We start from the raw sequence: 26,816 nt of genomic DNA on the forward strand, positions 1-26,816 counted from the left end.
GCGCAGCAGGCGGCTGAGAATGAACAGCGCGAAGTCGCCCTCGAACCCTTCGGCGGTACGGGCATGCGGGCGTCGATGTCGGCGTGCAGTGCGATCAGGGAGGCGGGCTCGTCCAGGCCGGTGAGCACCAGGTGGTCCTTGCCGCCGTCGTCAGTGGCCAGGCACACCCAGTCGTTCCCCCTCCGCTTCACCGGACAGGCCGGCGGCCTCAGCAGCCCGGCAGTGGGGGCGCCCGCAGGCCGGGCACGAACGCTTCGTGGCGGCGCAGTGATTCGCGCGGCCGCTCGACGGCCGCCACGGTGCAGGACACCACCCGAGAACTGGCAGGCCAGACACCCGTATCCCACTGATGAGCCCCACAGGGTTCGGTCGGCAGGCGGCGTCAGGGGGCGGCGACGGAGTACTCGGGTCGGCGGTCGATACGCTGCCTGACCTCGGCGGATCCGAAATGGTAGTCGATGCGGCGGGTTGCCGCCGCCCAGTCGGCCCAGTCGCGTACGCCGGAGAGCGCATCGACGACGAAGGGGTCGCTCCAGCGCGCGACCGTCCGTTCCCACAGCACCTGCGGATCTTCCGTCAGCAGGGAACCGACGGTGCCCTCGTAGATGGGCATCGCGCGTACCTGCCCGTCGGGCTCGATCTGCATCAGGGAGAAGCCGAATCGTTCCACGAGTTTCGGGTTCATTTGCAGGATGAAATTGTCACTGACCGTCACCATGACCGAGGAGGGAACGAGGGACCGCAGGTGCTGCCCGTGGCCAGAGCTCATGAGGGTGGTGAGCTGTTCCATCGTGAGAAGCTCCCGGTCGGCGAACGTGGGCCTGCTGGCAAGTCCGGACGGCACCGCCGCGCCGAAGCTGAGGAAGCGCAGGTGCGGGGCGCGTGAGGTGGCCACCCGGCAGAGTTCGCCCAGCTGGTGGAAGTTGCCGCGCATCACCACGCAGTCGAGTCCGAACAGCAGGGGGTCGTAGCCGTGTTCGCTCGCGCGCCGGGAGATGTCGTCGAGGAGGGTCAGCGCGTTCATCGCGCGGTCGAAGGAGCCGGAACGCCCTCGGATCCGGTCGTGTGTCGCGGCGTCGGCCCCGTCGATGCTGACCGTGATCCTGGAGAAGACGCGCGCCGCCGCTTGCGCCGCCTCCGCCGTCAACGTCCAGCCGCTGGTGTAGAGGTTCACTTCGATCCCGGCCTGTGAGATGTGCTCCGCGATCTCGTGGATTCCCTTGACGAGCAGCGGTTCACCGCCTGCGAACTCGACCGTTCGCGGGTGCAGGGCGATGATCCCGTCGGCCACTTCGAGCATGTCCTCGTGGCTGAGCTGCCGCGTCGGCCGTCTTCCCGACTCCGAGTAGCAGTGGACGCAACGGAGCGGGCATGCGTAGGTGATGTCCCAAATGATGTCACTCGGTCCGGGATGCGGCATGGTGTCCTCTCGTTGGGTGGTGAGGCAGGTCGGCATTGGCGGGCATGGCAGCTCAGATCGCGGCCTGGTGTTCGTACGTGGCGTCGTCCTGCCAATGGCCGACCAGGTCGGCGTACAGGGGCGATCGGGTGATCAGTTCCAGGTGTGCGCCCACGACGGCGGAGGTGCCGTCGATCAGCAGGACGCTGTCCGCGCGGGCGGCGGAGCTGATGCGGTGGGCGATCACGATGAGTGTCGTCCCCCTGGTCGCGAACGCCCGCTCGGCCCGCTCTTCGGCGGCCGGGTCGAGGTGGCAGGTGGCCTCGTCGAGGATCACGATCCGTGCGGGTGAGGCGTAGGTACGGGCGAGGGTGATGAGCTGGCGTTCACCGGCGGACAACGTGGACGGCTCCTCGATCGTGCCGTCCAGCCCGCCGAGCCGCTCGACGAGGGCGTCCGCCCCGACGGCGGCGACGGCCGCCCACAGCCATTCGTCTCCGGCGTCGCTCCCTGAGGCGTCCTCGGGGCACAGGTAGGCGAGGTTCTCGCGTACCGTTCCCGCGAAGACGTACGCCTCCTGCGGCACCAGGGCCATGACGGTTCGCAGGTGGGACTCCGGGATCGTGGCCAGGGGGAGACCGCCGAGCCGCACCTCGCCGGCTGTCGGCGCCTGCAGCCCGGTCAGCAGCATGGCGAGGGTGGACTTGCCGATGCCGCTCGGGCCGACCACGGCCAGATGCGTGCCTTCGCCGATCGTGAGGCTCAGCTCACGGACGACCGGTGCGGCCCGCGGCGAGTAGGCGAACGTGAGGCCGTCCATCTGCAGGTCATGAACTGCGGGCACGGCCATGGGCCCGGGCCGCGCCGGTGGTTCCGGGGCGGGCGCGATGGATTCGGAGATCCGCCGCAGTGTGACCGCGAGGGACACGCCCCACGAACCGACGGTGCCCATGAGGCTGCGCAGCGCCGGTCCAAGGCCGGTGGACAGGTAGGTCACCGCGCCCACGACCTCGCCCGCGGTCAGCTGCCCGCGCTCGATCAGGGGCGGGGCGGCGAGCAGCAGGCCGATGAGCGGCACGTGCGCCCCGAGCGTCAGCACCAGACGATTGCCGGTGCCCGCCCGGGCGAGGGCGCGGGTGGCGGCGGCCTGCGCGGCGACGAGCGCCCGCAGGTCCTGCTCCGCCTGGGCCTGCGCGCCGCCGGCGGCGACGTCGCGCAGCCCGGCGAGGATCGGCGTCGCCTCCGCGGTCAGGGTCTCCCCCGCCAGCAGCAGGTCTCGTTGCCGTACGGCGATCAGCCGCAGGAGCCGGGCGAACACGACCAACGCCACGATCACCGGACCGGCGACGATGGCGGCGGCCGGTGGGGACAGGAGCAGGAGCCCCGCCAGGGCGGCCACCAGGGACACCCCCAGCTCGCGACCGCTTCTCAGCATCGCCGACATCAGGCTGCGCAGCGTCTCCACCTGCTGGGTGAGACGGGCGACCGCGGCGCCGTCGGGTGCTCGCCCGCCGGTGGCGGCGCGGTCGACGGTGGTGGTGACGACCGCGCGTACGAGGTCGTCCCGCAACGGCTCGACCACTGCGGCGAGCGCGGGAAACATCCGTCGCATCGCGACGGCCCTCACCAGCAGCGTGCCGCCGAGGAGGGCGAGCCAGCCGAGACCGGCCGCGAACCGGCCGGCCAGGAAGCCGCGATCGACCGCCGCCGCGACGAGCAACCCGGACGACAGCGCCGGAGCACCCTCGACGAGCGACCACAACGCGGCGACGGTGAGCGGACGCCGCCGGGGACGCAGCAACGCCGTCAGCGTCCGCCGAGGGGGACGGCGCACCGCCCTCGCCACCCGGGGCGGCCTGCGACGCACCGCCGTCGGTGGAGGAGGCCGCCCGCACGGCGGGTGAGCCAGTCGCGGGCGCGGGTCGTGGGTCCATCATGGGGTCGCCGGGCATGGTTTCTCCCCGTTCGAGGCGGCGGCGAACAGCGCGCGATAGGCGGGGTCCCGCCAGAGCTCACGGTGGGTGCCCTGGGCGCGTATCCGTCCGGCGTCCAGCCAGACGACCAGATCGGCACGGGCGGCGGTGGCGGGGCGATGGGCGATGACCAGGCGGGTGCGTCCACGCGACCCGTCCCGCAGCGCGGAGGTCACCTGAGCCTCGGTCACGGTGTCCAGGCTGGAGGTGGCGTCGTCGAGTACGGTCAGCCGGGCCCGGCGAAGGAGCGCGCGGGCCAGTCCGAGCCGCTGGATCTCACCGCCGGACAGCCGCACGCCGGCGGCTGGGGTACGGTACCCCGCCGGAAGCCGCCGGATCACGTCATCGATGTGCGCGGCCTTCGCGGCCGCGCGGATCTCCTCGAGGTCGCTCACCGTGCCGCCGTACGCGATCGCCGCGGCGAGGTCGCCCCCGAGCAGCGCCGGGCGCTCGAACGCGTAGGCCACGGCACCTCGCAGGGTGGCGGGGTCGAGGTCGGCCAGGCATTGGCCGTCGAGCAGCACCTGTCCCCGGTCGGGGTCCGTCAGCCGCCCGGCCAGCAGGGCGAGGGTCGTCTTGCCCGCGCCGGAGGGGCCGACGACGGCTGTCATGGCCCCGGCGGGGATGTCCAGGCAGATGTCGTCGAGGAGCGGGCCGCCCTCGCGGGTCACCGTGACGCCACGGAAGGAGAGCACTCCCGGACCGGCCGCCAGCGGGACGGTGCCCGGGGGCAGGACGGGCAGCGCGAACACCTGGCACAGGCGCCGGGCGGCGGAGCGGCCGTGAGCCACGCCCATCAGCGTCTCGGTCAGCCCGGCGAAGGCCAGGCCCAGGGCTGTGTACCCGGCCGCGGCCAGGAACGCCCCCGGCTCCAGCCGGCCTTCCGCCACGCCGAACCCGGCCGTGGCAAGCACAAGGATCTCGATCAGGGACAGCGTGAGCATGAGCTGCCATCCGCCACGCGACTGGGCCCGCCACAGCGCGTGCCCGGCGGCGGACAGGTCCGGCAACGGCGTGAGCACCCGGCTGGTCTCGCGGGAGGCGGTGCCGGCGGCGCGTACGGTACGGATGCCCGCAAGGGTCTCGGTCAGCCGGGCGGCGAGCCGGCCCTGCGCCGCCTGGTAGCGGTCGTACAGGCCGGACACGCCGGAGACGAACACCCGCATCACGACCAGGGCGAGGGGTACGCCGGTCAGGAAGGCGGCCCCCACCCGCCAGTCGACGGTGAACAGCGCGACGACGCCGCCCACGGAGGTGACCAGCCCGGACACCGCGCCGATCAGCGTCATCGGGACGGACGCCGTGGTCGCGGCGTTGCTCACCAGGCGGTTGACGAGCTCGCCCGTGGGGAGACGCCCGGCTTCGACGATGCTCACTGCGAGGAGCCGGGCGGCGAGGCGCATACGCAGCGAACCGGCGGCCGAGGCGGAGTAGGCGGCACCGGCGATCGCGGAGACGATGTCGATCAGAGCCGTACCGCCCAGCAGGAACGCCAGGCGTACGGTCGCGGGCAGTGCGTCCCTGCCGGTGACCGCCGCGTCCACTGCGGCGGCCAGCGACGCGGGCAGCGCAAGCGCGACGACGCACCCCGCTGCGGCGGCGAGCGCGGTCAAGGCGAGCGGCGCCCACGCGCACGCGGCCACGGAGGCGATCAGCCGGTCGCCGTACGCGCGGGTCGTCACCTGCTCCTCGGCTGGTGCTGGTGGGTGCATCACATCTCTCCTTGCGGCGAAGCGCGGCCAGGCGGATCCACGGCGGGGACGGCCGGCGAAGGCGCGGCCAGGCGGCCGAAGCAGCGGCCGCCTGGCCTGTCACCTCGGCTACGGGCCTACGTCATGCCCTTCTGGAAGAGGGCGGGCCGCTACTCGCGCGTATTGTTCTCGCAGGTGGCGTTGGTGAAGGTGGTGCAGTAGGTCTGCGTCGCGCCCATGCAGGAGTAGGCCCCGCAGGTGGAGAACTCGCACGGGTAAAGGCCGCTCTCCATGCCGGAGGGGAGCATTTCCAGGGCGGAAACGTCGATTTCCATGGTTTCCTCATTTCTTTCGCGGTTGTACGGAGCCGTCGCGCGTCCGCCCGACGACTTCTGATGCCACCGCCCCCGGTGATGCGGGAGACGGGGTCTTGGGTGCCGCCTGGAGCGGCGCGGAGACAGGCCCGCTACGGCCTCGGCCCGGCGCGCAGGAACGCGACAAGCCGTTCGAGCACGGCATGGCCCTCCTGATCGGTCAGCGGATCGTGCCCCGCGCCCGGAACCTCCAGGTACGTGAGTGCGGTGTCAGGGTGGCCGATCAGCGCCAGCCGTTCGCACAGCCGGCGGGAGTGGCTGACGGGGATGATCGGATCCTGATCGCCGTGGACGAGCAGGAGCGGCAGCCGGAGGCGGTCGGCCAGCCGGAGCAGGTCGCGCGAGCCGAGATGGTCGTCGACGATCTCCTCCCGGCCGCCGAGACGGTCAAGCATTCTCCTGACCGATTCGGGCCCGTTCTCATGAAGCGCCCGTCCTGACAGGAACGGCGCGACGACGGCGGCACGGGACCACAAGCCCGGCTCGGCGGCGGCGGCCAGCAGCGCGAGGTAGGCGCCGTAGCTGGCGCCGTACAGCATGGGCGGGCAGGATCCGGGGGCGCGTTCGGCGGCCAGCGTACGGCCCAGGTGAACGATGTCGGCGAGGTCGGCTCCGCCCCACGCGCCACGGATCGCGTCGCGGTGCGCGGCTCCGTATCCGGTGCTGCCGCGCTGATTGGGGGCGACCACGGCGATGCCGCCGGCGGCCAGGCGCTGGAACAGCGGGTCGAACGTGAGCCGCCAGGCCGCCTCGGGCCCGCCGTGCAGGGCGAGCACCACGTGCCCGGCGTGGGCGAGGTCGCCGTAGACGACCGCCTCGACTGGGCCGCCCGGACCGGCGAAGCGGCGCGAGCGGGCGGGCGACCACCCGGTGCGGCCGTGGCCGGTCAGGGCCGTCGCCGTGAGGGGATCGGGAACGGTCACGGGTCGCGGCGGCAGGTCGGGGGCCGAACGGACCAGGTGCAGCCCGGCCTCGTTCCAGTGCGCGACGGGCAGCAGGACCCCGGCCGGCTCGATCTCCCGGTTGCCGCCTTCCACCAGGTCGTACAGCAGCGCTGTGGAGCGCACCCCACGGGTGACCGACAGCGCGAGGTGCCTGCCGGACGGGTCGAGGGCGAGCGGCACGACCGTCCCCTCGACGGCGTTCAACCGGTCGGGGAAGACGGTGAGCGCGTCGTGGTCGCGCCGGCGGATCCCCAGCCGCAGGACGCCCTCCCGCTTCTGTGCCGTGATCAGGGTTCCGGTCTGCGGCGCGGCGAGGAGGAGATGCTCCCCCTGCGCCAGGCCAGGAAGAGGGCACACGGTGCCGTCGGACAGGTTCAGCACCACGGTGCGCGCCCCGTCGGAACTCGCGAGGGCGAGCAGGTCGCCGTCGAGCCACACGCCTCCGGTGAACCGGCCCGGCACGTCGGCGACGCGTTCGGGAGCCTCGGCCCGTCCCGACAAGCGCCACACCGTCGTACGCCCGGCGGAGGTCGTACGGAAGGCCAGGGCGGCGGTGCCGTTCGTCCCGCCCGCCACCAGCCTGACGTTCTCGCCAGGGGTGGCGGCCAGTTCGTGGACCGCCGCGACGGCGCCGTCAGCCTCGGGGACGACGAGGAGGATCCCCGCACGGGCCAGCAGGAGGTTCCCGTCGTCGGTCGGGACCGCGCTGCTCCAGGCGTTCTCGTCCTCCCATGGACGCAAGAGGCGAGCACGAGGGCGCGGCCCGGCGAGATCCCAGAGCTCAGAAGCGAAACCACCGCGACCCCGCGCGGCCAGGCACGCAACATGGCGCCCGGTGCCGGAGAAGCGGAAGCCGATCCGCCGCAGTACGCCGGCGGCCGTCCTGTCGAGGAGCGTGCTCATGCCGTCGCACCGACGGGTGGGAGATGGTCGGCCATCCACGGCCGGGCGCCGCCCCGGCGCAGCCGCCGCAGGAAGTCCAGGATTCCCGCCAGGCCGGTGTTCCAGCCGAAGGCGATCCCCATGCCCTCCCCGTCCGGAACCACGAGCAGCCCGTCGCGCAGCACCGCGCGGGCCCGCAGGCACGCGGCCAGTTCCTCGGCCTGCTGGCGGTAGGCCGGTTCGCCGAGCAGGTCCGCCATGTCGAGCAGGAACTGCCCGTCGCCGGCCAGTCCGTGGCAGGCCACGCTTCCCGCGGAAAGGCGGGAGGCGCGGACGGCGGCCGCAGCGCCCCTGGCGGCCTCCAGCAAGGGGGCCTCCCCCGTGGCGAGGTACAGCCGGATCAGGAAGGTGCCGATGCCCGAGGAGCCGCTGCACCAATGCGGCAGCCTGCCGTCGTCGCCGGGAGAGGCCGCCCACCAGGTGTCGCCGTCGATGTGGTCGGCGGCCTCCAACAGCGTGCGCCCGCCGAGCACGGCGGTCTCCAGGCAGTCGTCGCGGCTCAGACCGGTACCGGCGGCGAGCAGGAACGCCCCGATTCCGGCGACGCCGTGGGCGAAGCCGTAGTGCACCAGCCCGGCCAGCGTCGAGGGGAAGTCCTGGGGGACGGGCCACAGGACGGTGGCGGGGGTGCGCTCGGCGGCGGCGAGGAGGGTGTCGGCGCAGCGGCCCGCCAGGTCACGGAAGCGTTCGTCGCCGGTCGCGTGCCAGAAGTGCAGCAGGGCGAACCCGGTCCCGGCCAGGCCGTGGCACACGTCGGGGTTCGGCCAGGTCACCGGCAGGTCCAGCGCCAGGTCGAGGCCGGCCGTGCGCAGGGTGTCGTCGTCGAGTGCCCGCCCGGCCTCGTGCAGGCCCCAGGCGATGCCGGCCCGGCCGAAGTACAGCCCGGGTGAGGGCCGGTGCCGCTCGCTCCGCACGCGCCGCAGCGTCCAGTGCGCCGCCTCCTTGAGGCCGGCCGTGACCTCGGCCCGCCCCGGCAGGGCCTCGCAGGAGGGATCCAGCAGCGCGGACAGCATCGTGAGCACCCCGGCCGAGCCGTGCTGGACGGCGCACGGATCGGCCGTCTCCCCGAACCCCGGCGCGGGCCACACCCGGCCGCCGCCGTCCGGGTGGTCGACGGCGGTACGGTCCATCCGGCGCAGGGTGTAGGCGATCCCGTCGTGCAGCAGCCGGTCCTGCTCCTCGACGCCGAGGCGGGAGTTGCCGGTACGGGCGGCGAAGGGCCGGGGCTCGGTGTCCAGTTCATCAAGAAACTTCTGGACCTGGGCGAGGTCCCAGCGCCGGGCCGGATCCTCGCGCATCAGGCCCAGGATCATCGTCGTCAGCGCCTCGGACACGGCGTCGCCCGATGACGTCACGCGTACCAGCGTCTCCACCCGGGAGTCCCACGACCGGGCGTCGTGCGGTTCGTCGTGGCCGAGCACCGGCACGCAGGCGGTGGCCAGGAAGAACACGGTCGCCCCCAGGGCGTACAGGTCCACCTCGATGCCCGGCGCCGGCGCGTGCCAGGGCGCGAGCACCTGTTCCGGCGGTGCGAAGCCGGGAGTGTGGGCCTTGGCCACCGGGGTGCCCGGCACGGCCGCCGTCTCCAGATCGATCAGCCGGCAACGGTGGTCGCTGCCGACGATCACGTTGTTCGGCGTGAGATCCCGCAACACATGACCCTGGTCATGAACGGCGCCGACCAGGGCGACCAGGCCGCGCACCACCTTCAGCGCGTGGTCCTGCCAGCGGCCCGGGGCGGCGCGCCGCTCATCGACGGCCCACGAGCCGAGCGCCTTGCCCTCGACGTACTCCTGCGCCAGGAAGAGGTTGTCCCCCTGCTCGAACAGGTCCACCTTGCGGCTCGTGACGCCGAGCGGCCCGAAGATCTCCAGCATGCGGGCCTCGTGGCGGAGCCGGTCGCGATCGTCCTGCCCCTGGAACGTGAAGCCGAAGTGCGGGCGCGCCTGTTTGATCACCACCTGCTCGCCGGAGAGCCGGTCCTCGGCCAGGAACACGCCGCCCTTGGCACTGTGACGCAGCGCCCGGCGCACCACGAACCGGTCGGCCAGCAGGACGGCCGAAGGCGCGGTGGCGCGTACCGGGGCCTGGCCGGAGTCGAAGGGGCAGGGGGCCCATTCCGGCGGGGAGTACCAGGCGTTGCGCCGGTCCGTGACGCCGGACCCATCGGGTGCGGTCAGCTGCGAGGTGTAGGAGCCGTCGTTGTCCAGCACGCTCGGGGCGGAGAACACTCCGTACCGGTAGTGGACCAGGCTGCCGGGGCGATAGGCGCGGTCGGAGAGGATGGGCGGGCCCGGCAGGCCGTAGGTGGCCGTGTGCAGGTCCTCGGCGATCGCCACTGCCGTGTCGTCGTCCGGCGGATATACGGTGATGAACTTGCCGAGGGATCCCCGGTCCGCGCCTCTGGACAGCAGCCCGGCCAGGTCGTCGAAGGTGGAGGCGAACTTGAACGCGCAACGGTGGTGGGCCAGCACCTCCGCCGTCCGGGCCAGCACGAGGGGGGCGGCCAGCTGCGTCGCCGACACGTGCAGCTTCCAGCCCTGCGCGCGGTGGGCGGCCCCGGCCGGGGTGACGTACGTCCACGTCCTGCCGTGGCCGATCTCCCATGCGGAAGAATCCGCGGCGCAGCGCCGCAGGACGGCACTGACGATGTCCTCCAACAGGTGCAGGTCCGCATTCACACGCTCGCTCACCCGTAACCCCCGTTCGTCCTTCACGGCCTTCTCGATCCCTTCGCGACCTCGTCCGCCGAGATTCACAGGACGATCTTGTGGACCGGTTGTGAAGACTTGAAAAAGCGGGAGGGCGGTTCAGATGTGCTGTGCTGGGCTCGGGGGCAGAGAGATTTGGAGCGGAATCCGGCGTTAACGGGTTCCCACTGGTCAGCGAGCCGAGGCTTCCTTGCCTCCGGAAGCGGCTGGCGCCGGATTCCGTCGTGCATGCCTGTCGACTTCCTGAGCGAGTCAGAAGCGGCGAAGTGCGGCCGTTACGACGGTTCGTCCACCCGGGCCGATGGAAAAGATCTTCGACATGGCCCTGATCAAGGGACATCGCGGCCGACACATCCGGTGAACCGCTACCGCTACGACGGTGGCCCGCTGATCGGTCCCGCAGGCGGCGAGGTCGTCCTCGAATGCCGGACGGCCGGCCCCGTCCCCCCTGCCCGAGCGGCCGCCGACGATGGCACGGCGCGCCGGCATCGACCTCAACCCCCTCGACGTGACCGACGACGAGGACGTGCGCTGGCTGGAATGCCTGGTCTGACCGGAGCAGGACGACCGCCTGCGCCGCCTGCCAGGCGCCGTCCGCGTCGCCCGGCCCGAACCCGCCCATCTGGCCACCGGCGGCCTCACCCACCTGGTCGGGGACCTCCTCACCCAAGCTCCTCCGGGCACGACCCCGGTGATCTTCCGTCCGTGGACCGCCATCTGCCCGATCCGGCGCCGGCTTCCTTCGTCCTCGCCCTGAACGGCCGCCACCTGGCCCGCGCAGGCCCGCACGGGTCCTTGACGTGGATACCGGCACAACGTTGATCACCAGAAGCTGTGCAGGTTTCGTACGAATTCCGCGCACTCCGCGATCACGGCACCGCGGCACTGTCATGATCTCAGCGGTCACCTCAGCGACAGGATCCCGCGATGTCCCCACGCTCACTCATGCTCCCGGCAGCCGCGCTCTGCACGGGCGCCCTCGCGGCCCTGGCGTACTTCCACGACTCCGAGCCGCGCTGCTGCTGGGAGCGGTCCTCCTCATGTTCTCCTCGACCGAGGAGGCCGGCTTCGTGGACGGGCCGGATCCGTACCGGGTCCGGCTGCAGCGGTCGATGGCGGGGCTCGGCCCTGACTCGGTGATGTGGCTCAGCCTCCGCAGGGACGCCGGCCTGTTCAGCAAGGAGTGGGACCTCGGCTGCTTCAACGACGACGACCCCGACGACGCCTTCGACTCGGTCACCTGGACGGGCCCGACGTCACTTGAGATCCAGGTGGCCGACGGCCGGACGTTCCCCGTAGCCCTGAACCCCGCCTCCGGCGGCCCCCGGACCACCACCGCCCTCAACTGCTGAGGAGGGCTCGAAAGACCGGCGGCGTGCGCGCGGGCCGCGGACGAGGTGGACGAAACGGGCGATGATGACGGCGGCCGCCAGTGCCGCGGTGGCGGCCCAGACGTACGGCGCGAGCCACACGTACGTGATCAGCGCCGGCGTGCCCGCCCTGTGCATGGCGAAGCCGAGGAGGTCGGCGAGCGACCCGCCCGGCACCGCGGGAGCGGGATGGCGCGGACCGGAGGGCAGCGGGCATCTCATCGGTCCGGACGGCCACGCGATCGCGGGCGCGCAGAGCGTGGTCAACCTGGACCGGACGCAGGCCGCCGCCGTCCAGCCGGGCCCCGGCGGGGGCGTCCCGGCGACCGGCGAATCGGCGCCGCAGGGCGACGGCGGCTCCGAGTCGGCGGCCGGGCGTGTGGCGGGGTTCTGAACGACGCCGGCACGCTGCGCGCCGGGGTTCACGCGGGCGGGGTGTAGCCGCGGGAGCGGACGAAGTCCAGGGTGAGCTCGGTGAAGGCGCGGGCGGCCGCGCTGCGGTAGGCGCCCTCGCGGTGCAGGAGGGTGACGGTGCGGCTGGGCAGCGGCGGGTCGAGGGGGACGGGGGTGAGGTGCGGGTGACCGTGGGCGATGGCGTCGGGCAGGACGGTGGCCAGCGGCGTGCGGCGGACGATCTCGGTGAGGGCCTGGATGGAGTTGGCCTCGACCGCGATGCGGGGTGCGGCCCGGTGGCGGGCGAAGTAGGCGTCGATGTGGCCTCGGGTGGCGAAGTCGCCGCTGAGCAGGGCGAGCCGCTCGTCCCTGAGCGCGCGCACCGGTAGGGGGCGGGCAGCGTCCGGGCGCGCGGGGTGCCGGTGACGAGGCTGAGCGTCTCGGTGAACAGCGCGGTGGGGGTGACGCCGGGCAGGTGGGGGCCGGCGAAGGCGATGCCGAGGTCGAGGTCGTCGGCGAGCAGGGCCGCTTCGACGCGGTCCTGGGTCGTCTCGGTCAGGGTGAGGTCGACGGCCGGGTGGCGCACGTGCAGCTCGGCGGTGAGCGGGCCGATCAGGTAGGCGGTGAAGGTGGGGGTGACGCCCAGCCGCAGGTGGCCGCGGGACAGGTCCTGGACGTCGTGGACGGCGCGTTCGGCGGCGGCCAGGTCGCGAAGCGCGCGCCGGGCGTGGTCGGTGTAGACGGCCCCGGCGTCGGTGAGCCGTACCGTGCGGCCGGTGCGGTCCAGCAGTTGCACGCCCAGGGTCCGCTCCAGCTGCCTGATCTGCTGGGAGAGCGTGGGCTGCGAGATGTGCAGCTCCTCGGCGGCGCGGGTGAAGTTGCCGTGTTCGGCCACGGCGAGCAGGTAGCGCAGGTGACGCAGTTCGAGAGCGGCCATGGAGAAACTATAGATGGAGCCAATGGATTCCAGGCGGAACGCCTCTTCGACACTATAGGGCCAGGTCATGCATGCTGGATGTCAGTAGCCCGCAAGGGCCGGCCACCGCCGAAGGGAGTGAACATGCAGGACCTCGCCGAGGGCGTCGCCCGTTTCCAGCGGGACGTCTTCCCGGCCAAGGCGGAGCTCTTCGCCCGTCTGGCCACGCATCACACACCGCACACGCTGTTCATCGGCTGCTCCGACGCCCGCGTCGTCCCCGAGCTGATCACCGGCACCGAGCCGGGTGACCTGTTCGTCATTCGCACCGCCGGCAACCTGGTGCCCGCCTACCGTCCCGAAGCCGACGGGGTGGCCGCGAGCATCGAGTACGCGGTCGCCGCCCTGGGCGTGCGGGACGTCGTCGTCTGCGGCCACTCGGCGTGCGGCGCGATGACCGCGCTCGCCGAGGGGCACGACCTCAGCGGCGCCCCGACGGTCGCCGCCTGGCTGCGGCACGCGGACGCCTCCCGCGCCCGCACCGCCGCCCACGGTGACGTGCCGGCCCTGGTGCGCCAGAACGTGCTCGCCCAGCTGGCGAACCTGGCCACCCACCCCTCGGTCGCCCGCGCGCTGGCGGCGGGGAAGGTCGCCCTGCACGGCTGGGTCTACGACATCCCGACCGGCCGCGTCGAGGACCTGACCGCCGCCGCGGGCACCGCGCTCACGGCCTGACCCGGCCCCCGGCTTCCCGCTCGCGGGAACCCGCATCCATCCCGACATCACCCTGAAGAGAAGGACGTACCGACACATGGTGCACGCACAGTTCGACCCCGCCGCCCGCCAGGCCCTGGCCGCCGCCGCCGTCGAGGCCAAGATCCGGAAGGACCTGTCCTGGCAGCAGATCGCCGACGCCGCCGGCCTGTCGGTGGCCTTCACCACCGCCGCCGTCCTCGGCCAGCACCCGCTGCCGGAGAGCTCCGCCCGGGCCGTGGCCGAGCTGCTGGACCTCGACGAGGACGCGGCGAGGCTGCTGCAGACCATCCCGGTCCGCGGCTCCATGCCGGACCGGATCCCGACCGACCCGACCATGTACCGCTTCTACGAGATGCTCCAGGTCTACGGCACGACCCTCAAGGCCCTGATCCACGAGCAGTTCGGCGACGGCATCATCTCCGCGATCAACTTCCGGCTCGACGTGAAGAAGGTCGCCGACCCCGAGGGCGGCGAGCGCGCCGTCATCACCCTGGACGGCAAGTACCTGCCGACCAAGCCCTTCTGACCGGGCCCCTTCCCGTCCCCGCGGCGCCGCCCCGCCGGCGGCCCGCCCGACCACTTCCGGAGGACCTTCATGGACTTCGTCCAGCGCACCATCGACCTCGCCCGCCAGAACGTCGCCGAGGGCGGCCGCCCGTTCGCGACCGTCATCGTCAGGGACGGCGAGCTGCTGGCCGAGAGCGCCAACAAGGTCGCCCAGACCGGCGACCCGACCGCCCACGCGGAGATCCTCGCCATCCGCGAGGCCTGCACCAGGCTCGGCACCGAGCACCTGACCGACGCCACCATCCACGTGCTCGCCCACCCCTGCCCGATGTGCCTGGGCGCGCTGTACTACTGCTCCCCGGCCGAGGTCGTCTTCCTCACCACCCGCGCCGCCTACGAGCCCCACTACGTGGACGACCGCAAGTACTTCGAGCTGAACACCTTCTACGACGAGTTCGCCAAGCCCTGGCAGCAGCGCCGGCTGCCGATGCGCCACGAGCCGCGCGCGGACGCCGTCGAGGTGTACCGGTTCTGGCAGGAGCGCAACGGCGGCGAGCGCCGCGTCGCGGGCGCGCCCACCACCGCGTAGGGCGCCGGAGCAGACCTCAGGCGGCCGGCGGGGCCTCAGCCCGGCTCGCCGCTCCCGTCGAGCGAGAGCGGGCCGAGGTCGGCGGCGGTCCTGGCCAGCGCGCGGACGGCGGGACCGTCGGCGGTGGACGACCACACCAGGGCGAACCGCAGAGCCGGGGCGTCGTGGAGCGGCACGAAGACGACGCCGGGCGGCCGGTTGTAGCGGGCGGCGATCTCGCCCAGCGGATGGACGCACTGCCCGGCGGCGACCAGGGCGAGGATCTCGTGGAACGTACGCGCGACGGGCCCGCGGGGGATGCGGCGGCCCAGCGGCGTGCGGGTGGGGACCATGGACGCGACCCAGTACTCCGGGGCGGCGGGGCCCAGGTCGACGACATGCTCGTCGGCCAGGTCCTCCAGCGACGCGCCGCCACGCCCGGCGAGCGGATGCCCGGCCGACACCGCCAGCACCCGCCCGGTGACGAGCACGGTGGGGCCGACGGTCAGGTCGGGTTCGGCCACCGGCAACCACAACACGTGCGCGTCGGCGTCCCCGGCGCGCAGGGCGGCGAACGGGTCGCCGCCGGTGACCTCGCTGAACCGGACGTCGGCGCCGGGGTGACGGGCGCGGAAGGCGTCGACGAGCGGGCGCAGCTCGTAGCCGGCATGGCCGAACACGCCCAGGCGCAGGGTGCGGCCCGCGCCCACCCCCGCGGCCTCGGCCCGGGCGAGCCCCTCCTGGAGCAGGTCGTAGGCCTGCCGCAGATCCTCGCGCAGGCGGCGGCCGACCGGGGTCAGCGCCACGCGCCGGCTGGTGCGGTCGAACAGCACCACACCGATCCGCCGTTCCTGCCTGCTGATGGCCTGGCTGACACGCGCCTGCGAGACGCGCAGCCGCTCGGCGGTCCGGCCGAAGTGCAGTTCCTCGGCGAGCGTCAGGAAGATCTCGATGTCCCTCAGCTCCACGGATAACCCCCATGTTATGGATCGCCCCACGAACCCTACCTTGTTCGGCCTCCGACCGGCCTCGATGCTGGACGCACCACCTGAGCGAGGGGGAGATCCACATGAGCGACATGCAAGCCATAGCCGACCGCGTCGAGATCGAGGCGCTGCGCGGCGAACTCACCGACGCGGTGATGACCCGCGACTACGACCGCGTCGAATCCCTGTTCACGCCCGGCGGCGTCATGCGGTGGCCGCACATCGGCAAGGAGTTCGTCGGCCGGGAGGCGATCCGCGCCGGGATCGAGTGGGGGCAGGGCCTCTGGGAGTTCTTCGTGCAGAACGTCCATCCGGGCGTCATCCGGATCGACGGCGACACCGCGACCGGCCGGGCCTACATCCACGAGTTCGGGCGGATGCGCGACGGCGGCTCCCACGCGAATTACGCCCTCTACCACGACCGCTACCAGCGCACCGGCGACGGCTGGAGGTTCGCCGAACGCGTCTACGAGGTCAGGTACCTCGACGACAGCCCGCTGCCGGGCTCGGCCCCCGCCGGCGACCAGGAGCGACCGGCGTGACGAGCAGCCTTCGCGACCTGACCGGCGACTACGTCCTCGACCCGGCCCGTACCCGGATCGGCTTCGTCGCCCGGCACACCGTCGGCCCCGCCGTACGCGGGTGGTTCGACCGGTTCGCGGGATCCGGCCACCTGGACGGTGACGACCCCTCCGGGTCGAGCGTCGAGCTCACCGTCCAGGCGGGCAGCGTCCAGACCCGCAACCCGCAGCGCGACCGGTACCTGCGCGGCAAGTACCTCAAGGACGCCGACCACCCGGTCATCACCTTCACCTCGAGCCGGGTGGAGCGGACCGGCGAGACGGCCTTCCAGGTCACCGGGGACCTGAGCATCCGCGGCGTGAACAACCCGATCACCGTGGAGCTGGAGCTGACCGGCGACGGGGACGACCGCCCGCTGCGGCTCAGGGGCGGCGTCACGATCGACCGCACGGACTGGGGCGTGAAGTGGAACGCCGCCGCCGGACTGGTCGCCAGGAAGGTGGCGCTGGAGCTCGACCTCGCCGCGGTCCGGCGGCCCTAGCGGACCGGGAGCCCGCGTCACCGGCCGAGTTGCTGGGCCAGGCCGACGATGATCCCTTCGGGGCCGCGGACGTAGCAGAGCAGGTAGCTGTCCTCGAACCGCTCCAGCGTGCCGACGAGCTCGGCGCCGTGCGTGCGCAGGCGGGCGATGACGTCCTCGACGTCGTCGACGGCGAACATGACGCGGCGGATGCCCAGCGTGTTCGCCGGCGGGTCCTTCGGCTCGGGGCGGATCGGCTTCGGCGTGTGGAACATGGCCAGCTCGATCCCGCCCGCGCCGCCCGGGATCCGCAACATCGCGACCTCCTGCCGGACGCCGTCGAGCCCGATGACCCGCTCCGCCCAGCGCCCCTCGATCGGCCCCCTGCCCTCCAGCTCCATGCCGAGCTCAAGGAAGAACGCGATCACCGCGTCAAGGTCTTCGACGACGATGAGCACGTTGTCCATCCGCTGGATCGCCACGCCGGGCCTCCTTCGTCAGTGCGGCCGCCTGCCGGCCGCCGATGTTCCCAGGACGGAGCCGGCGCCGCGTTCTCGACACGCCGCCGGCGGAATGCCGGTCCCACCTTGGCCCGCCGGGCGGGCCGCCCACCAGATGCGGATGTCATCGGGCGGCCCGTGAATTCCTCCGGCCCGCCGGTCAGGCGCTCGCCGGCGGGCCGAAGAACGCCCGCACGTCCGCCACCAGCAGGTCCGGCACCTCCAGCGCCAGGTACGCGCCGCCGCGGTCGAGCTCGGTCCAGCGCCGGACGTCGGCGTCCCGCTCGGCGAAGCGGCGGATCGTCACGTCGTCCTTGGCCAGCAGCACGGCCGTGGGGACGGTCACCCGCGGCTTGGGGGCGTAGGCGCCCGGGTCGTGGCCGAGCTCGTAATAGAGGTTGGCGACCGACCCGGCGGTCGCGGTGAACCACATGAGGCTCACGTCGGTCAGGACCCGGTCGCGGGAGAAGGCGTCCTCGGGCAGCTCGGCGCGGGAGTCGGTCCACTCCTTGAACTTCTCCACGATCCAGGCGAGCTGGCCCACGGGCGAGTCGGCAGCCCGTAGGCGAGGGTCTGCGGGCGGGTCGACATGATCTGGTTGAACCCCAGGCCCTCCTGCATGAAGGTCTGCATGATGCCCAGGCGGCGCTGCTCGTCGGCGGTGAACTCGCCCTCGTCCGGAGAGGGGAAGGCGACCCAGGCGTTGACGTGCACGCCGACCACCCGATCGGGCTCCTGGCGGGCCAGCTCCAGGGCGAGGTTGGCGCCTCCGCCGCCGCCCTGCGCGCCGTACCGGTCGTAGCCGAGGCGGGACATCAGCTCGGCGAAGGCCGCCGCCGTACGCGGGACCGTCCAGCCGGGCTCGGTGACGTAGCCGGACAGGCCGACCCCCGGGCAGGACGGCACCACGAGATGGAAGTCGCGCGACAACTCGTCGAGCACGTCGAGGAAGCCGATCGTGCCGCCCGGGTTGTCGGGCAGGAGCAGCAGCGGCAGGGCGGTGCCGGAGCTCGACCTGATGTGGAAGAAGTGGACGTCCTGCCCGTCGATCTCGGTGACGAACTGCGGATGCTTGTTGTACTCGGCCTCCGCCGCACGCCAGTCGAAGTCGTTGAGCCAGTAGTCGGCCAGCCCCTTGAGATAGTCCAGGGGCACGCCGCGGCTCCAGCCCTGCCCGGCGATCTCCCGGGTCCACCGGGTGCGGCGCAGGCGTTCGTGCAGGTCATCGAGGTCGGCCTGAGGAATGTTCACGCTGTACGGCTTCATGTCGACCAACGGTAGAGAGCGCCCGAAAGATCAGCATGAGTCATCGCATAGGTAATGTCTGACCCATGTTGCGGGGGCGGGACCACGAGTTGACGATCATCGACGGACTGCTGGACGGCGCCCGGGAAGGGGTCAGCGGCGCCCTGGTCGTCCTGGGGGAGCCCGGCATCGGCAAGACCGCACTGCTCGGCGGCGCGGGCGACCGGTTCCTCATCGGGCTGGCGGTGCTGTCGCTGCTGTCGGAGCTGGCCGAGAACGGGCCGGTGGTCTGCCTGGTCGACGACGCCCAGTGGCTGGACCACGCCTCGGCCGAAGCGCTGCTGATCGCGGCGCGCAGGCTGGCGGCCGAGGGCGTGGTCATGGTGTTCGCCGCGCGGCCGGGGTTCGAGGCCAAGGGGCTGCCCGTGCTGGAGCTGTCCGGCCTGGACGAGACGGCGGCCGCCGAGCTGCTCGACTCCGCCGGCCCGGCCCTGGCCGCCGCGGCCCGCCGGCGGATCCTCACCGAGGCGGCCGGCAACCCGCTGGCGCTCCTCGAGCTGCCCAAGTCGCACGGCCCCGCCGACGAGCCTTCGCTCACCGCCCGCCTGGAGGAGGCCTTCGCCGCCCGGGCCGACGGCCTGCCGGCCAGTGCCAAGGTCCTGCTCCAGGTCGCCGCCGTCGACGGCACGGGCGAGCCGGGCGTCGTGCTGGCCGCCGCCGGGACGCTGGGCAGCACGCCGGAGGACCTGGAGCAGGTGCTCGCCGCCGGACTGGTCGTCTGGGGCGAGGGCAAGCGGCTGGAGTTCCGCCACCCCCTCGTGCGCGCGGCCGTCCGGCAGCTGACCGTGCACCACGCGCTCAGCCAGGCACTGGACCGGACGCGGACGCCGACCGCAGCGCCTGGCACCTGGCCGCCGCCACGCTGGCCGCCGACGAGTGGGTGGCGGCCCGGCTGGAGTCGGCCGCCGACCGCGCGCGCTCCCGCGGCGGGTACGCCGCCGCCGCGGCGGCCTACGAGCGCGCCGCCGCGCTGAGCCCGGAGCTCGGGGACCGCTCGCGCAGGCTCACGCTCGCCGCCGAGGCGACCGAGTTCAGCGGCCGCTTCGACCGGGCCAGGACCCTGGCCGAGGACGCCGGCGATCCCGGCACCGAGCTGACCTCCCGGCTGATCCGGGTGCGCGCGTGCTCCGACTACGGAGAAGGGCACCTCGCCGGAGCGCACGCGATGTTGTCGGCGGGCGTCGACCACCTGGCGATCACCGATCCGCGCTCGGCCGCCTGGCTGCTGCTCGACGCCGCGTCCATGATCTGGTTCGACGGCGACCGCGACATGGCCTGGCGCACCGCCGAGCAGCTCGACGCGCTCCAGGTGCCGCCAGACGACGAGGTCGTCCCGGTGCACCGGTTGTCGCGCTGGTTCATCGCCATGGCGCTCGGCCGGCCGGCCGACGGGCTGCCGCCCCTGGCCGAGGTGGTGGAGTCGGCCCGCGCGCTGGCGAAGGCCGACCGTCGCGGGCTGCTGCTGATCGGCGGGCTGGGCCTGGCCGAGTACGACGCCCGTACCCACATGCTGGCCTCCGCGGCCACCGCCACGATCCGGGCCGAGGGCATGGTCGGCCTGCTGCCGCAGGCGCTGACGTTCCTCTCCAGGGTCGAGTACGCGCGCGGCCGCCACGCCGAGGCGCGCAGCCTGGCCACCGAGGCCGTGGCCATCTCCGGCGACACCGGCCAGCCCGCGTGGGCGCGCCAGGCCGCCGGGCTGCTGGACCGGTTCGCGGCGGTCCGGGGCGAGGCGCTCGACCCGGCCACCGCGCACCCGGGCGCGCTCGCCCTGCTCGACCTCGGTCAAGGACGTTCCGAGCAGGCCCTGCTCAGCCTGGAGTCGCTCGTCTACGGGCGCTCCCGCAACCGCATCCAGGCCATGCACCACGTGCCCGACCTGGTCGAGGCCGCGCTGCGCAGCGGCAGGATCGCCCGTGCGGCGGAGCCGTTCGCCCGGCTGGAGTCGTGGGCGGCGACGCTGGGCCAGCGCTGGGCCGACGCCCTGGTCCTGCGATGCCGTGCCCTGCTGGACACCACCGGCGACCCCGGCGCGCACTTCCGCGCCGCGCTGGCCGTGCACGAGCGGCCCTTCGACCGGGCGCGCACCGAGCTCCTGTACGGGGAGTGGCTGCGCAGGGCCCGCCACACCGGCGAGGCCCAGGAACGGTTGCGGGCCGCGCTGGAGGTGTTCGAACGGCTCGGCGCCGAACCCTGGGCCGAGCGGGCGCGTACGGAACTCGGCGCCACGGGCTGGAGCGCGCCACGCCGCACCGGCGCTGACCGCTTCGCGCGGCTCACCCCGCAGGAACGGCAGATCGTGCAGCTGGCCGCCACGGGGCTGTCCAACCGGGACATCGCCGCGCACCTGTTCCTGAGCCCGCGCACGGTGGGCCAGCACCTGTACAAGGCCTTCCCCAAGCTGGGCGTCACCGCCCGCGGCCAGCTCGCCGGCCTCACGCTCGACGATTGAGCCTCGGCAGCCCGACGAGGGAGCCCCCGACGCCTGGCTGGTCTTCGACGACCGGTACGCCCCCGCACCCGATCGGCCTGCACACCGTGCACATCCTGGCCGTCGAGGGCCGGCGGGTGCACGTCCGCAACCTGGAGGCGCTCGACGCGACCCCGATCCTCGACGTCAAGCCCCTGCTCACGCCCGACCGCTGACCTCGGGCGCCGCCCTACCAGCCGTCCGGGGGATCCGCCGGGCCCTGGTCGCCGGCGGTCGTCCGGCGGGACAGGGGGTGGCCGGGGCGGACGAGGCCGGCGTCGTACGACACCACCACCACCTGCGCCCGGCTGCTCAGCCCCAGCTTGGCCATCAGCCGGTTGAGATGCGTCTTGACCGTGCCCTCGCTCACCGACAGCCGCTCGGCGATCTCCCTGTTCGACAGCGCGTGCCCGACCAGCCGCAGCACCTCCGTCTCGCGCCCGGTGAGCCGGTCGAGGGAGGGGGAGGGCAGCGGGGCGGGCGGCTCGGTGAACGCCTCGATCAGCCGCCTGGTGGCGGCCGGGGCCAGCAGGATGTCGCCCGCCGCGACCGTGTGGATGGCGGCGATCAGGCGCTCGGGCGGGGTGTCCTTGAGCAGGAATCCGCCGGCGCCCAGGCGCAGCGCGTTGTAGACGTACTCGTCGAGGTCGAACGTGGTCAGGATGAGCACCTTGGGCGGCGGGTCGTGCGCGGCGGCCAGGATGCGCTCGGTCGCCGTCAGGCCGTTGATGCCGGGCATCCTGATGTCCATGAGGATCACGTCGGGCCGCAGCGTGGCGGCCGGGCGCACGGCCTCCTCCCCGTCGGCGGCCTCGCCCACGACCTCCAGGCCCGCGGCGCGCAGCAGCGCGGCCAGACCCGCGCGGATGAGCACCTGGTCGTCGACCACGAGGACTTTGATCTCGCACCTGCTTCACGGTCGTCACGGCGGCCGATCGTCGGCACCGGGTGCGGGGAGCGGGAAGGTCGCCAGCACCTCGAACCCGCCCCCGGGCAGCGGCCCGGCGGTGATCGACCCCTGGTAGAGCCTGACACGTTCAGTCATGCCGATCAACCCGTGGCCGCCGGAAGGCCCGTCCGCCGCCTGGACGGCGGCGCCGTCGTTGCTGACGCGTAACGTCAACGTGGCCGGGCCGTAGCCGATGTGGATCTCCACCCGGCCGGGGTCGGCGTGCTTGAGCACGTTCGTCAGCGACTCCTGGACGATGCGGTAGGCGCACAGGTCGAGGCCGGACGGCAGCGGCCGGGCCCGGCCCTCGACGACGAGCTCGGTGCCGACGCCCGCCCCGCGCATGCGCTCGACCAGCGGATCGAGGGCCAGCAGCCCCGGCGCGGTGGCGTAGAGGCCCTCGTCGTCGTCGTGGGCCTCGATGCGCAGGATCGACAGCAGCCGGCGCATCTCGGTCAGCGCCTCGTGGCTGGTGTCGGCGATGACGCCCAGCGTGGCGTGGGCGGTGGCCGGGTCGCTCAGCGCCACGTAGCGCCCCAGCCCGGCCTGTACGGAGATGACCGACATGTGGTGGGCGACGACGTCGTGCAGCTCGCGGGCGATGCGCACCCGTTCGCGGGTGACCGCCCGCCGGGCGGCGGCGCCCTGCTCCGCGCGCAGCTGCGCGGCCAGGTCGGCGAGCTGCCCGGTGCGCTCCGACAGCAGCCGCACGCTGGTGCCCGCGCCCACCCCGCAGGCCGCCACGATGCACGACTGCGCGGCGGCCGACCACAGCGCGACGCCGGGCTGCTGCGCCGAGGCGTAGGTCCACTCGACGACGATCAGCACCGAGCCGGCCGCGCACCACGCCCACGACCGGTGGGCGGCCACGGAGTAGAGCGCCACCAGCGGCCCGATGCTGTTGAGCCCGAGGTGGTAGCCCAGCACGTGGTAGACCAGCGAGGCGCCCACCGACACCAGCAGCACCGCCACCGGCGTCACCCTGCGCAGCGCCAGCGGCGCGTTGACCAGCACGGTCAAGGCCACCGACAGGGCGTCGCCGGGCCGGCCCCGGCCCGGCTCGAACATCTCCCACAGCCAGGTGCCGACGACGAGCGTCAGGGCCACGGCGCCGTCGAGCAGCAGCGGGTGGACCGCGAACACCCGCCGGAGAAGGGACGGGGCGGTGAAGGGCACCCGTCACGCTAACCCCGGCGCCACCCCCGGCGCATCAAACCGGGGGTGGACATCGACTGCCGCGGAAGTTGCAGACCCCGCTCCTGGTGCCGGGCCTGGTACCCGCGCGAGCTGCGTTTCTTCGCCGTGCCGCGGATGACCTGGTTCAGCGTCCGGCACGCCGGGCAGGCCCCCGCGGTCGGCCCGGCGTGCTCGGTCGGCAAGGACGCGCGAGCACGCTCGCGATTGCCGCGCTCCAACGTCTTCTCACGGTTGCTCCTCGGCTGCGGCCCTGGTGGCAGGCGTGACGGGATCCCGGCACGTTCCGGGACACGGGCGATGCCGAGAGCTGCCAAGACGGTAGGACCCGCGGCATGCCGGCGGCGTCAGCCCGGGGGTTGAGAAGATCGTCAACTTTGGCGGTACGAGCCCCGCGCCCCCGCCCGGCGCCGGGGACGTGCTGCGCGTCCCGCCCCGGGCTGATTTCCGCATCACCCTCACGAGTGACGAGACCGGGCCGGGCAGCGGCCACGATGGAGCGATGTCGCGAACCTCTCGTCACGAGGAGACAGCCGATGGGGAACGGTGCGGAGGGCTCGGACAGCAGGGCTCGGACGGCGGGGCCGGGGAGGCGGGCGGCCGGGCGGAGGACGTGCGGTTCCGGGTGCTCGGGCCGTTCGAGATCCTCGGCGCCCGCGGCCCGATCAGCCTCGGGGGGCCGCGGCAGCGTGCCCTGCTCGCCCGGCTGGTGGCCGCCGCCGGGACGGTGGTCTCCACCGACACACTGATCGAGGACCTGTACCAGGGCAGGCCGCCGGCGACCGCGGTGGGCTCCGTCCACGTCTACGTGTCGAACCTGCGCCGGGTGCTGGAGCCGGCACGCGCGCCGCGCACGCCGCCCCGGCTGCTGGTGGCCCGCAGGCCCGGCTATCTCCTGGCCACCACGGACGTCGACGCGCTGCGCTTCGGCAAGCTGGTCACGGACGCCGAGCTGCGCCCGCCCGCGGAGGCGCTGCCCCTGCTGGAGGAGGCACTCGGGCTCTGGCACGGCGTCCCCTACGGCGAGTTCGCCGACGAGCTGTGGGCCGCCGCCGAGGTGAACCGCCTGGGCGAGCTGCGCATGAACGCGATCGAGTCCCGCGCCCAGGCGCTGCTGGACGTCGGCCGCCCGCAGCCGGTGATCCACGAGCTGGAGTCCGAGACGGCGGAGCACCCGCTGCGGGAACGGCTGTGGTGGTTGCGCGCCCTGGCTCTCTACCGGTCCGGGCGGCAGGCCGACGCGCTGGCCACCTTACGCAGAGCCCGGAAGGTCATCGCCGACCAGCTCGGCCTCGATCCCGGGCCCGAACTGCGGGAACTGGAGAAGGACATCCTCCGGCAGGCGCAGTCGATCACCCCGCCGCCCGAGCCGGGCCCCGTGCGGCTGTCCCTGGTCCGTCCCGAGGCCGTCGCGCCGGTGCCGCGCGGCGGCGCGGCGGCCGGCGACACCGCCGAGGCCGCCGAGGCCGCCGCGCACGCCGGTGAGGCCGCGTCCGCGCGGGCCGATCAGGCCCGGCGCGCGGTGCGGGGACGGCTGATCGGCCGCGAGCGGGGGCTGGCCGAGCTGGCGGCGCTGCCCGGCGCGACGCACCACAACGGCGTCGTGGTCGCCGCGGTCAGCGGCGAGCCCGGCATCGGCAAGACCCGGCTGCTGCAGGCGTTCCGCGACGACTGCGGGGATCTGGGCTATCTGGTGCTGTGGGGCCGCTGCCGCGGAGGGGAGGGCGTGCCGCCGCTGTGGCCGTGGCTCCAGGTGCTGCGCGCGCTGGCCGGGACCGTGCCGCCCGAGGAGCGGCAGGCGCTGAGCGGGCTGCTGGACGACGACTGGCCCACCGGCGCGCCGGCGACGCCGCACCGCAACCGGGCCGTCGCCCGGTGGCTCGTCGAGGCCGCGCGCACCCGTCCCCTGGTGATCGTCCTGGACGACCTGCACTGGGCGGACTCCGCCACGCTCGAACTGCTCAGGGACGTCGCCGTGCTGTCCGAGGCGTACCCGGGCGAGCGCCCGCTGCTGCTGGTCACCGCCTTTCGCGACGCGGCGCACGACGACCGGACGGTCACTCCCGGCGCCTCTCCCGGCGACGCCTTCAACCTCTCGGTGGACGAGGTGCTGTACCAGCTCGCCCGCTACGACCTCGTGCGCATCCGGCTGAGCGGCCTCGACGCCGCCGACGTCGGGACGCTCGCCCGGGAGATGGGCGTCCCGGTGGACGGCTCCACGGCCGAGCTGCTGACCAGGCGTACCGGCGGCAACCCGTTCTTCGTCCGCGAGAGCGTCCGGCTGATGGCGCAGGGGCAGGGCCCGGAGGTCGTGCCCGACGCGGTGTCCGACCTGATCCGCCGGCGGCTGGCCATGCTCGGGCCGCGGGCGACGGAGATACTCCAGCTGGCCGCCCTGATCGGCCGCAGCTTCGATCCCGGCCTGGTCGTCGAGGTGTTCCGGGCCTGCGCGTCGTGGCCGGAGCAGACCTACGAGCTGCTCGACTGGGCCGCCCAGGCCGGGCTGGTCACCAGCGGCGACGGGGTGATGAGGTTCGTCCACGACCTGGTCAGGGAGACGCTGATCGCCGGCGTCCCGCCGCTGCGCAGGGGCGTGATCCACCGGGAGGTGATGAGGGCCCTGTCCGCCAGGCCGAGCACCGACGTGACCGTCATCGCCCACCACGCCGTGGAGGCCGGGCCGCTGGCGTACCGGGAGACGGCGCACTGGGCCCGCGCGGCGGCCGGGCAGGCGAGCCGGCGCATGGCGCACGAGGAGGCCGCCGCCTGGTGGGGGCGGGCCGTCGCCGCTCACGGCGCCTGCGACGGCGACCCCGCCCAGCACGTGGAACTCCTGCTGCACCAGGTGCGCGCCCTGCTGGACGCCGGGGACGCCATGGGCGCGCGCGACCTGCGGGCCCAGGCCCTGCGCGTCGCCCAGCGGGCCGAGGCGGACCCCGCCCTGACCACCCGCGCGCTCACCGCACTGGACGCGCCGGCCATCTGGACGCTGCGCAACCCGTACGAACCGGTCGAACTGCGGCTGGTCGAGCAGTTCGAGGCCACGCTGAGCGCGCTGCCCGAGACCGACGGCGTCGAGCGGACGTTGCTGCTCGGCGGCCTGGCGCAGGAACTGTACAACGGCAGCGACGACGACCTGCGATGCCTGTCGCTGTCGGCCGAGGCCGTCGCGATGGCCCGCCGGATCGGGGACCCGCACCTGCTCATGCGGGCACTGAACGCGCGCGCGCTGTCCGTGCCGCAGGCGACCCACATCGCCGAGCTCATGGAGATCGCCGAGGAGCTGCACGGCCTGGCCGCGCGGACCAGGACGCCGGGCTTCGAGCTGCTCGCCCACATGATGGACACCCACTACCGGCTGGAGACGCACGACCTGGCCGGGGCGGACCTGGCGGCCGCCCGCTGCGAGGCGCTGCTCGACGACCTGCAACTCCCGTGGCCGCGCTTCCAGCACACCATGTGGCGGGCCAACCGGCTCACCCTGGCCGGCCGGTTCGCCGAGGCCGACGCGCTGTACGGCGAGGCCGAACGGCAGGCCAAGCGGATCGGCATGTGGTACGCGGGCGCCGTCGCGGTGAACGGCCGCCTCATGCTGTACTACCAGCGCGGCGCCATGGCCGAGGCCGGCCCGCTCATCGACCTGATCAGCGGCATCCACCCCACCGTGGAACACGACGCCCGGGTGCTGGAGCTGTGCGCCCAGGGCCGCCGGAGCCAGGCCGTGGCCCTGGCCGGGCAGGGGTGGCCCGCTCCGCCGATGGACTGGTCGTGGCTGACCATGACCTGCCTCCAGGGCGCGGCCCAGGCCGCCGCCGGCGACGTCGCG

The 26,816-nt window shown here is 73.5% G+C and carries 23 protein-coding genes and 3 pseudogenes; 12 read left to right on the plus strand and 14 right to left on the minus strand.

Annotated features, from left to right (window positions below):
- Positions 1 to 382: 382 nt before the first annotated feature.
- The 6 genes from ACNF49_RS28835 to lanL form a co-directional block, all read right to left on the minus strand.
- Complete coding sequence (locus ACNF49_RS28835; protein WP_482939411.1) at positions 383 to 1,456, minus strand: radical SAM protein; 1,074 nt, start codon at positions 1,454 to 1,456, stop codon at positions 383 to 385.
- Positions 1,457 to 1,472: 16 nt separating this feature from the next.
- Complete coding sequence (locus ACNF49_RS28840) at positions 1,473 to 3,233, minus strand: ATP-binding cassette domain-containing protein (RefSeq protein WP_482939412.1); 1,761 nt, start codon at positions 3,231 to 3,233, stop codon at positions 1,473 to 1,475.
- Positions 3,234 to 3,332: 99 nt separating this feature from the next.
- The gene (locus ACNF49_RS28845) at positions 3,333 to 5,084 is read right to left on the minus strand and encodes an ABC transporter ATP-binding protein (RefSeq protein ID WP_482939413.1); all 1,752 of its coding nucleotides are present in this window, start codon (positions 5,082 to 5,084) and stop codon (positions 3,333 to 3,335) included.
- 149 nt (positions 5,085 to 5,233) lie between these two features.
- Complete coding sequence (locus ACNF49_RS28850) at positions 5,234 to 5,398, minus strand: hypothetical protein (RefSeq protein ID WP_357984437.1); 165 nt, start codon at positions 5,396 to 5,398, stop codon at positions 5,234 to 5,236.
- Positions 5,399 to 5,529: 131 nt separating this feature from the next.
- Positions 5,530 to 7,122: an alpha/beta hydrolase family protein gene (locus tag ACNF49_RS28855; protein ID WP_482939414.1), complete on the minus strand. Its 1,593-nt coding sequence runs from the start codon at positions 7,120 to 7,122 to the stop codon at positions 5,530 to 5,532.
- 158 nt (positions 7,123 to 7,280) lie between these two features.
- Positions 7,281 to 10,016 carry a class IV lanthionine synthetase LanL gene (gene lanL / locus ACNF49_RS28860; RefSeq protein ID WP_482939415.1) on the minus strand — a complete coding sequence of 912 codons (2,736 nt, stop codon included), beginning with the start codon at positions 10,014 to 10,016 and terminating at the stop codon, positions 7,281 to 7,283.
- A 460-nt stretch (positions 10,017 to 10,476) separates the two neighbouring features.
- Between lanL and ACNF49_RS28865 the strand changes: the two are divergent.
- From ACNF49_RS28865 to ACNF49_RS28875, 3 genes and pseudogenes are all read left to right on the plus strand, one after another.
- Positions 10,477 to 10,791: pseudogene (locus tag ACNF49_RS28865) on the plus strand (DUF2332 family protein); the annotation flags it as partial.
- Positions 10,792 to 11,074: 283 nt separating this feature from the next.
- Positions 11,075 to 11,386, plus strand: a complete 312-nt coding sequence (locus ACNF49_RS28870) for a hypothetical protein (protein ID WP_482939416.1) — start codon at positions 11,075 to 11,077, stop codon at positions 11,384 to 11,386.
- Between the two features lie 61 nt (positions 11,387 to 11,447).
- The gene (locus ACNF49_RS28875; protein WP_482939417.1) at positions 11,448 to 11,798 is read left to right on the plus strand and encodes a hypothetical protein; all 351 of its coding nucleotides are present in this window, start codon (positions 11,448 to 11,450) and stop codon (positions 11,796 to 11,798) included.
- 28 nt (positions 11,799 to 11,826) lie between these two features.
- On the opposite strand, the gene ACNF49_RS28880 is transcribed toward ACNF49_RS28875, so the two are convergent.
- Positions 11,827 to 12,180 (minus strand): LysR substrate-binding domain-containing protein, encoded by a 354-nt coding sequence (locus ACNF49_RS28880; protein WP_482939418.1) that lies wholly within the window; start codon positions 12,178 to 12,180, stop codon positions 11,827 to 11,829.
- 89 nt (positions 12,181 to 12,269) lie between these two features.
- A pseudogene (locus ACNF49_RS28885) lies at positions 12,270 to 12,803 on the minus strand (LysR family transcriptional regulator); the annotation flags it as partial.
- Between the two features lie 54 nt (positions 12,804 to 12,857).
- Between ACNF49_RS28885 and ACNF49_RS28890 the strand changes: the two are divergent.
- From ACNF49_RS28890 to ACNF49_RS28900, 3 genes are all read left to right on the plus strand, one after another.
- Positions 12,858 to 13,448 carry a carbonic anhydrase gene (locus tag ACNF49_RS28890; protein WP_482945602.1) on the plus strand — a complete coding sequence of 197 codons (591 nt, stop codon included), beginning with the start codon at positions 12,858 to 12,860 and terminating at the stop codon, positions 13,446 to 13,448.
- A gap of 76 nt (positions 13,449 to 13,524) precedes the next feature.
- The gene (gene cynS / locus ACNF49_RS28895) at positions 13,525 to 13,995 is read left to right on the plus strand and encodes a cyanase (RefSeq protein ID WP_357984415.1); all 471 of its coding nucleotides are present in this window, start codon (positions 13,525 to 13,527) and stop codon (positions 13,993 to 13,995) included.
- 69 nt (positions 13,996 to 14,064) lie between these two features.
- Complete coding sequence (locus tag ACNF49_RS28900) at positions 14,065 to 14,565, plus strand: nucleoside deaminase (protein WP_357984412.1); 501 nt, start codon at positions 14,065 to 14,067, stop codon at positions 14,563 to 14,565.
- Positions 14,566 to 14,600: 35 nt separating this feature from the next.
- On the opposite strand, the gene ACNF49_RS28905 is transcribed toward ACNF49_RS28900, so the two are convergent.
- A complete protein-coding gene (locus tag ACNF49_RS28905) occupies positions 14,601 to 15,512 on the minus strand; it encodes a LysR family transcriptional regulator (RefSeq protein WP_357984409.1) in 912 nt (303 codons plus the stop codon).
- A gap of 101 nt (positions 15,513 to 15,613) precedes the next feature.
- On the opposite strand from ACNF49_RS28905, the gene ACNF49_RS28910 reads away from it, so the two are divergent.
- A complete protein-coding gene (locus ACNF49_RS28910; protein ID WP_357984405.1) occupies positions 15,614 to 16,072 on the plus strand; it encodes a nuclear transport factor 2 family protein in 459 nt (152 codons plus the stop codon).
- On the plus strand, positions 16,069 to 16,593 hold the full coding sequence (locus tag ACNF49_RS28915) for a YceI family protein (RefSeq protein WP_357984402.1): 525 nt from the start codon (positions 16,069 to 16,071) through the stop codon (positions 16,591 to 16,593). The genes ACNF49_RS28910 and ACNF49_RS28915 overlap by 4 nt, the downstream gene beginning before the upstream one ends.
- 17 nt (positions 16,594 to 16,610) lie before the next feature.
- On the opposite strand, the gene ACNF49_RS28920 is transcribed toward ACNF49_RS28915, so the two are convergent.
- The 3 genes from ACNF49_RS28920 to ACNF49_RS28930 all read right to left on the minus strand — a co-directional run bounded on the left by ACNF49_RS28920 (position 16,611) and on the right by ACNF49_RS28930 (position 18,338).
- Complete coding sequence (locus ACNF49_RS28920) at positions 16,611 to 17,039, minus strand: VOC family protein (RefSeq protein ID WP_357984612.1); 429 nt, start codon at positions 17,037 to 17,039, stop codon at positions 16,611 to 16,613.
- Positions 17,040 to 17,232: 193 nt separating this feature from the next.
- Positions 17,233 to 17,595, minus strand: coding sequence for an alpha/beta fold hydrolase (locus ACNF49_RS28925; RefSeq protein WP_482939419.1), 363 nt, complete (start codon positions 17,593 to 17,595; stop codon positions 17,233 to 17,235).
- Entirely contained in the window at positions 17,520 to 18,338 is an 819-nt protein-coding gene (locus tag ACNF49_RS28930) for an epoxide hydrolase family protein (RefSeq protein ID WP_482939420.1), read from the minus strand. Before ACNF49_RS28930 ends, ACNF49_RS28925 begins: the two co-directional genes overlap by 76 nt.
- A 65-nt stretch (positions 18,339 to 18,403) precedes the next feature.
- Here ACNF49_RS28930 and ACNF49_RS28935 point away from each other — a divergent pair, with 65 nt between their 5' ends.
- Genes ACNF49_RS28935 through ACNF49_RS28945 form a run of 3 tightly spaced genes read left to right on the plus strand, consistent with a single transcriptional unit; the run spans position 18,404 to position 21,023 of the window.
- Positions 18,404 to 19,351 (plus strand): ATP-binding protein, encoded by a 948-nt coding sequence (locus tag ACNF49_RS28935; protein ID WP_482939421.1) that lies wholly within the window; start codon positions 18,404 to 18,406, stop codon positions 19,349 to 19,351.
- Entirely contained in the window at positions 19,258 to 20,829 is a 1,572-nt protein-coding gene (locus tag ACNF49_RS28940) for a helix-turn-helix transcriptional regulator (protein ID WP_482939422.1), read from the plus strand. The genes ACNF49_RS28935 and ACNF49_RS28940 overlap by 94 nt, the downstream gene beginning before the upstream one ends.
- Positions 20,826 to 21,023 (plus strand): TrmO family methyltransferase domain-containing protein, encoded by a 198-nt coding sequence (locus tag ACNF49_RS28945; RefSeq protein WP_482939423.1) that lies wholly within the window; start codon positions 20,826 to 20,828, stop codon positions 21,021 to 21,023. Before ACNF49_RS28940 ends, ACNF49_RS28945 begins: the two co-directional genes overlap by 4 nt.
- Before the next feature lie 14 nt (positions 21,024 to 21,037).
- Here ACNF49_RS28945 and ACNF49_RS28950 read toward each other — a convergent pair whose 3' ends face one another.
- A complete protein-coding gene (locus tag ACNF49_RS28950; protein ID WP_482939424.1) occupies positions 21,038 to 21,736 on the minus strand; it encodes a response regulator in 699 nt (232 codons plus the stop codon).
- A 33-nt stretch (positions 21,737 to 21,769) separates the two neighbouring features.
- A complete protein-coding gene (locus tag ACNF49_RS28955; protein ID WP_357984387.1) occupies positions 21,770 to 22,972 on the minus strand; it encodes a sensor histidine kinase in 1,203 nt (400 codons plus the stop codon).
- Positions 22,973 to 23,492: 520 nt separating this feature from the next.
- On the opposite strand from ACNF49_RS28955, the pseudogene ACNF49_RS28960 reads away from it, so the two are divergent.
- A pseudogene (locus tag ACNF49_RS28960) lies at positions 23,493 to 24,995 on the plus strand (AfsR/SARP family transcriptional regulator); the annotation flags it as partial.
- Between the last annotated feature and the right edge of the window lie 1,821 nt (positions 24,996 to 26,816).

The organism is Actinomadura sp. ATCC 39365, assembly GCF_054392275.1.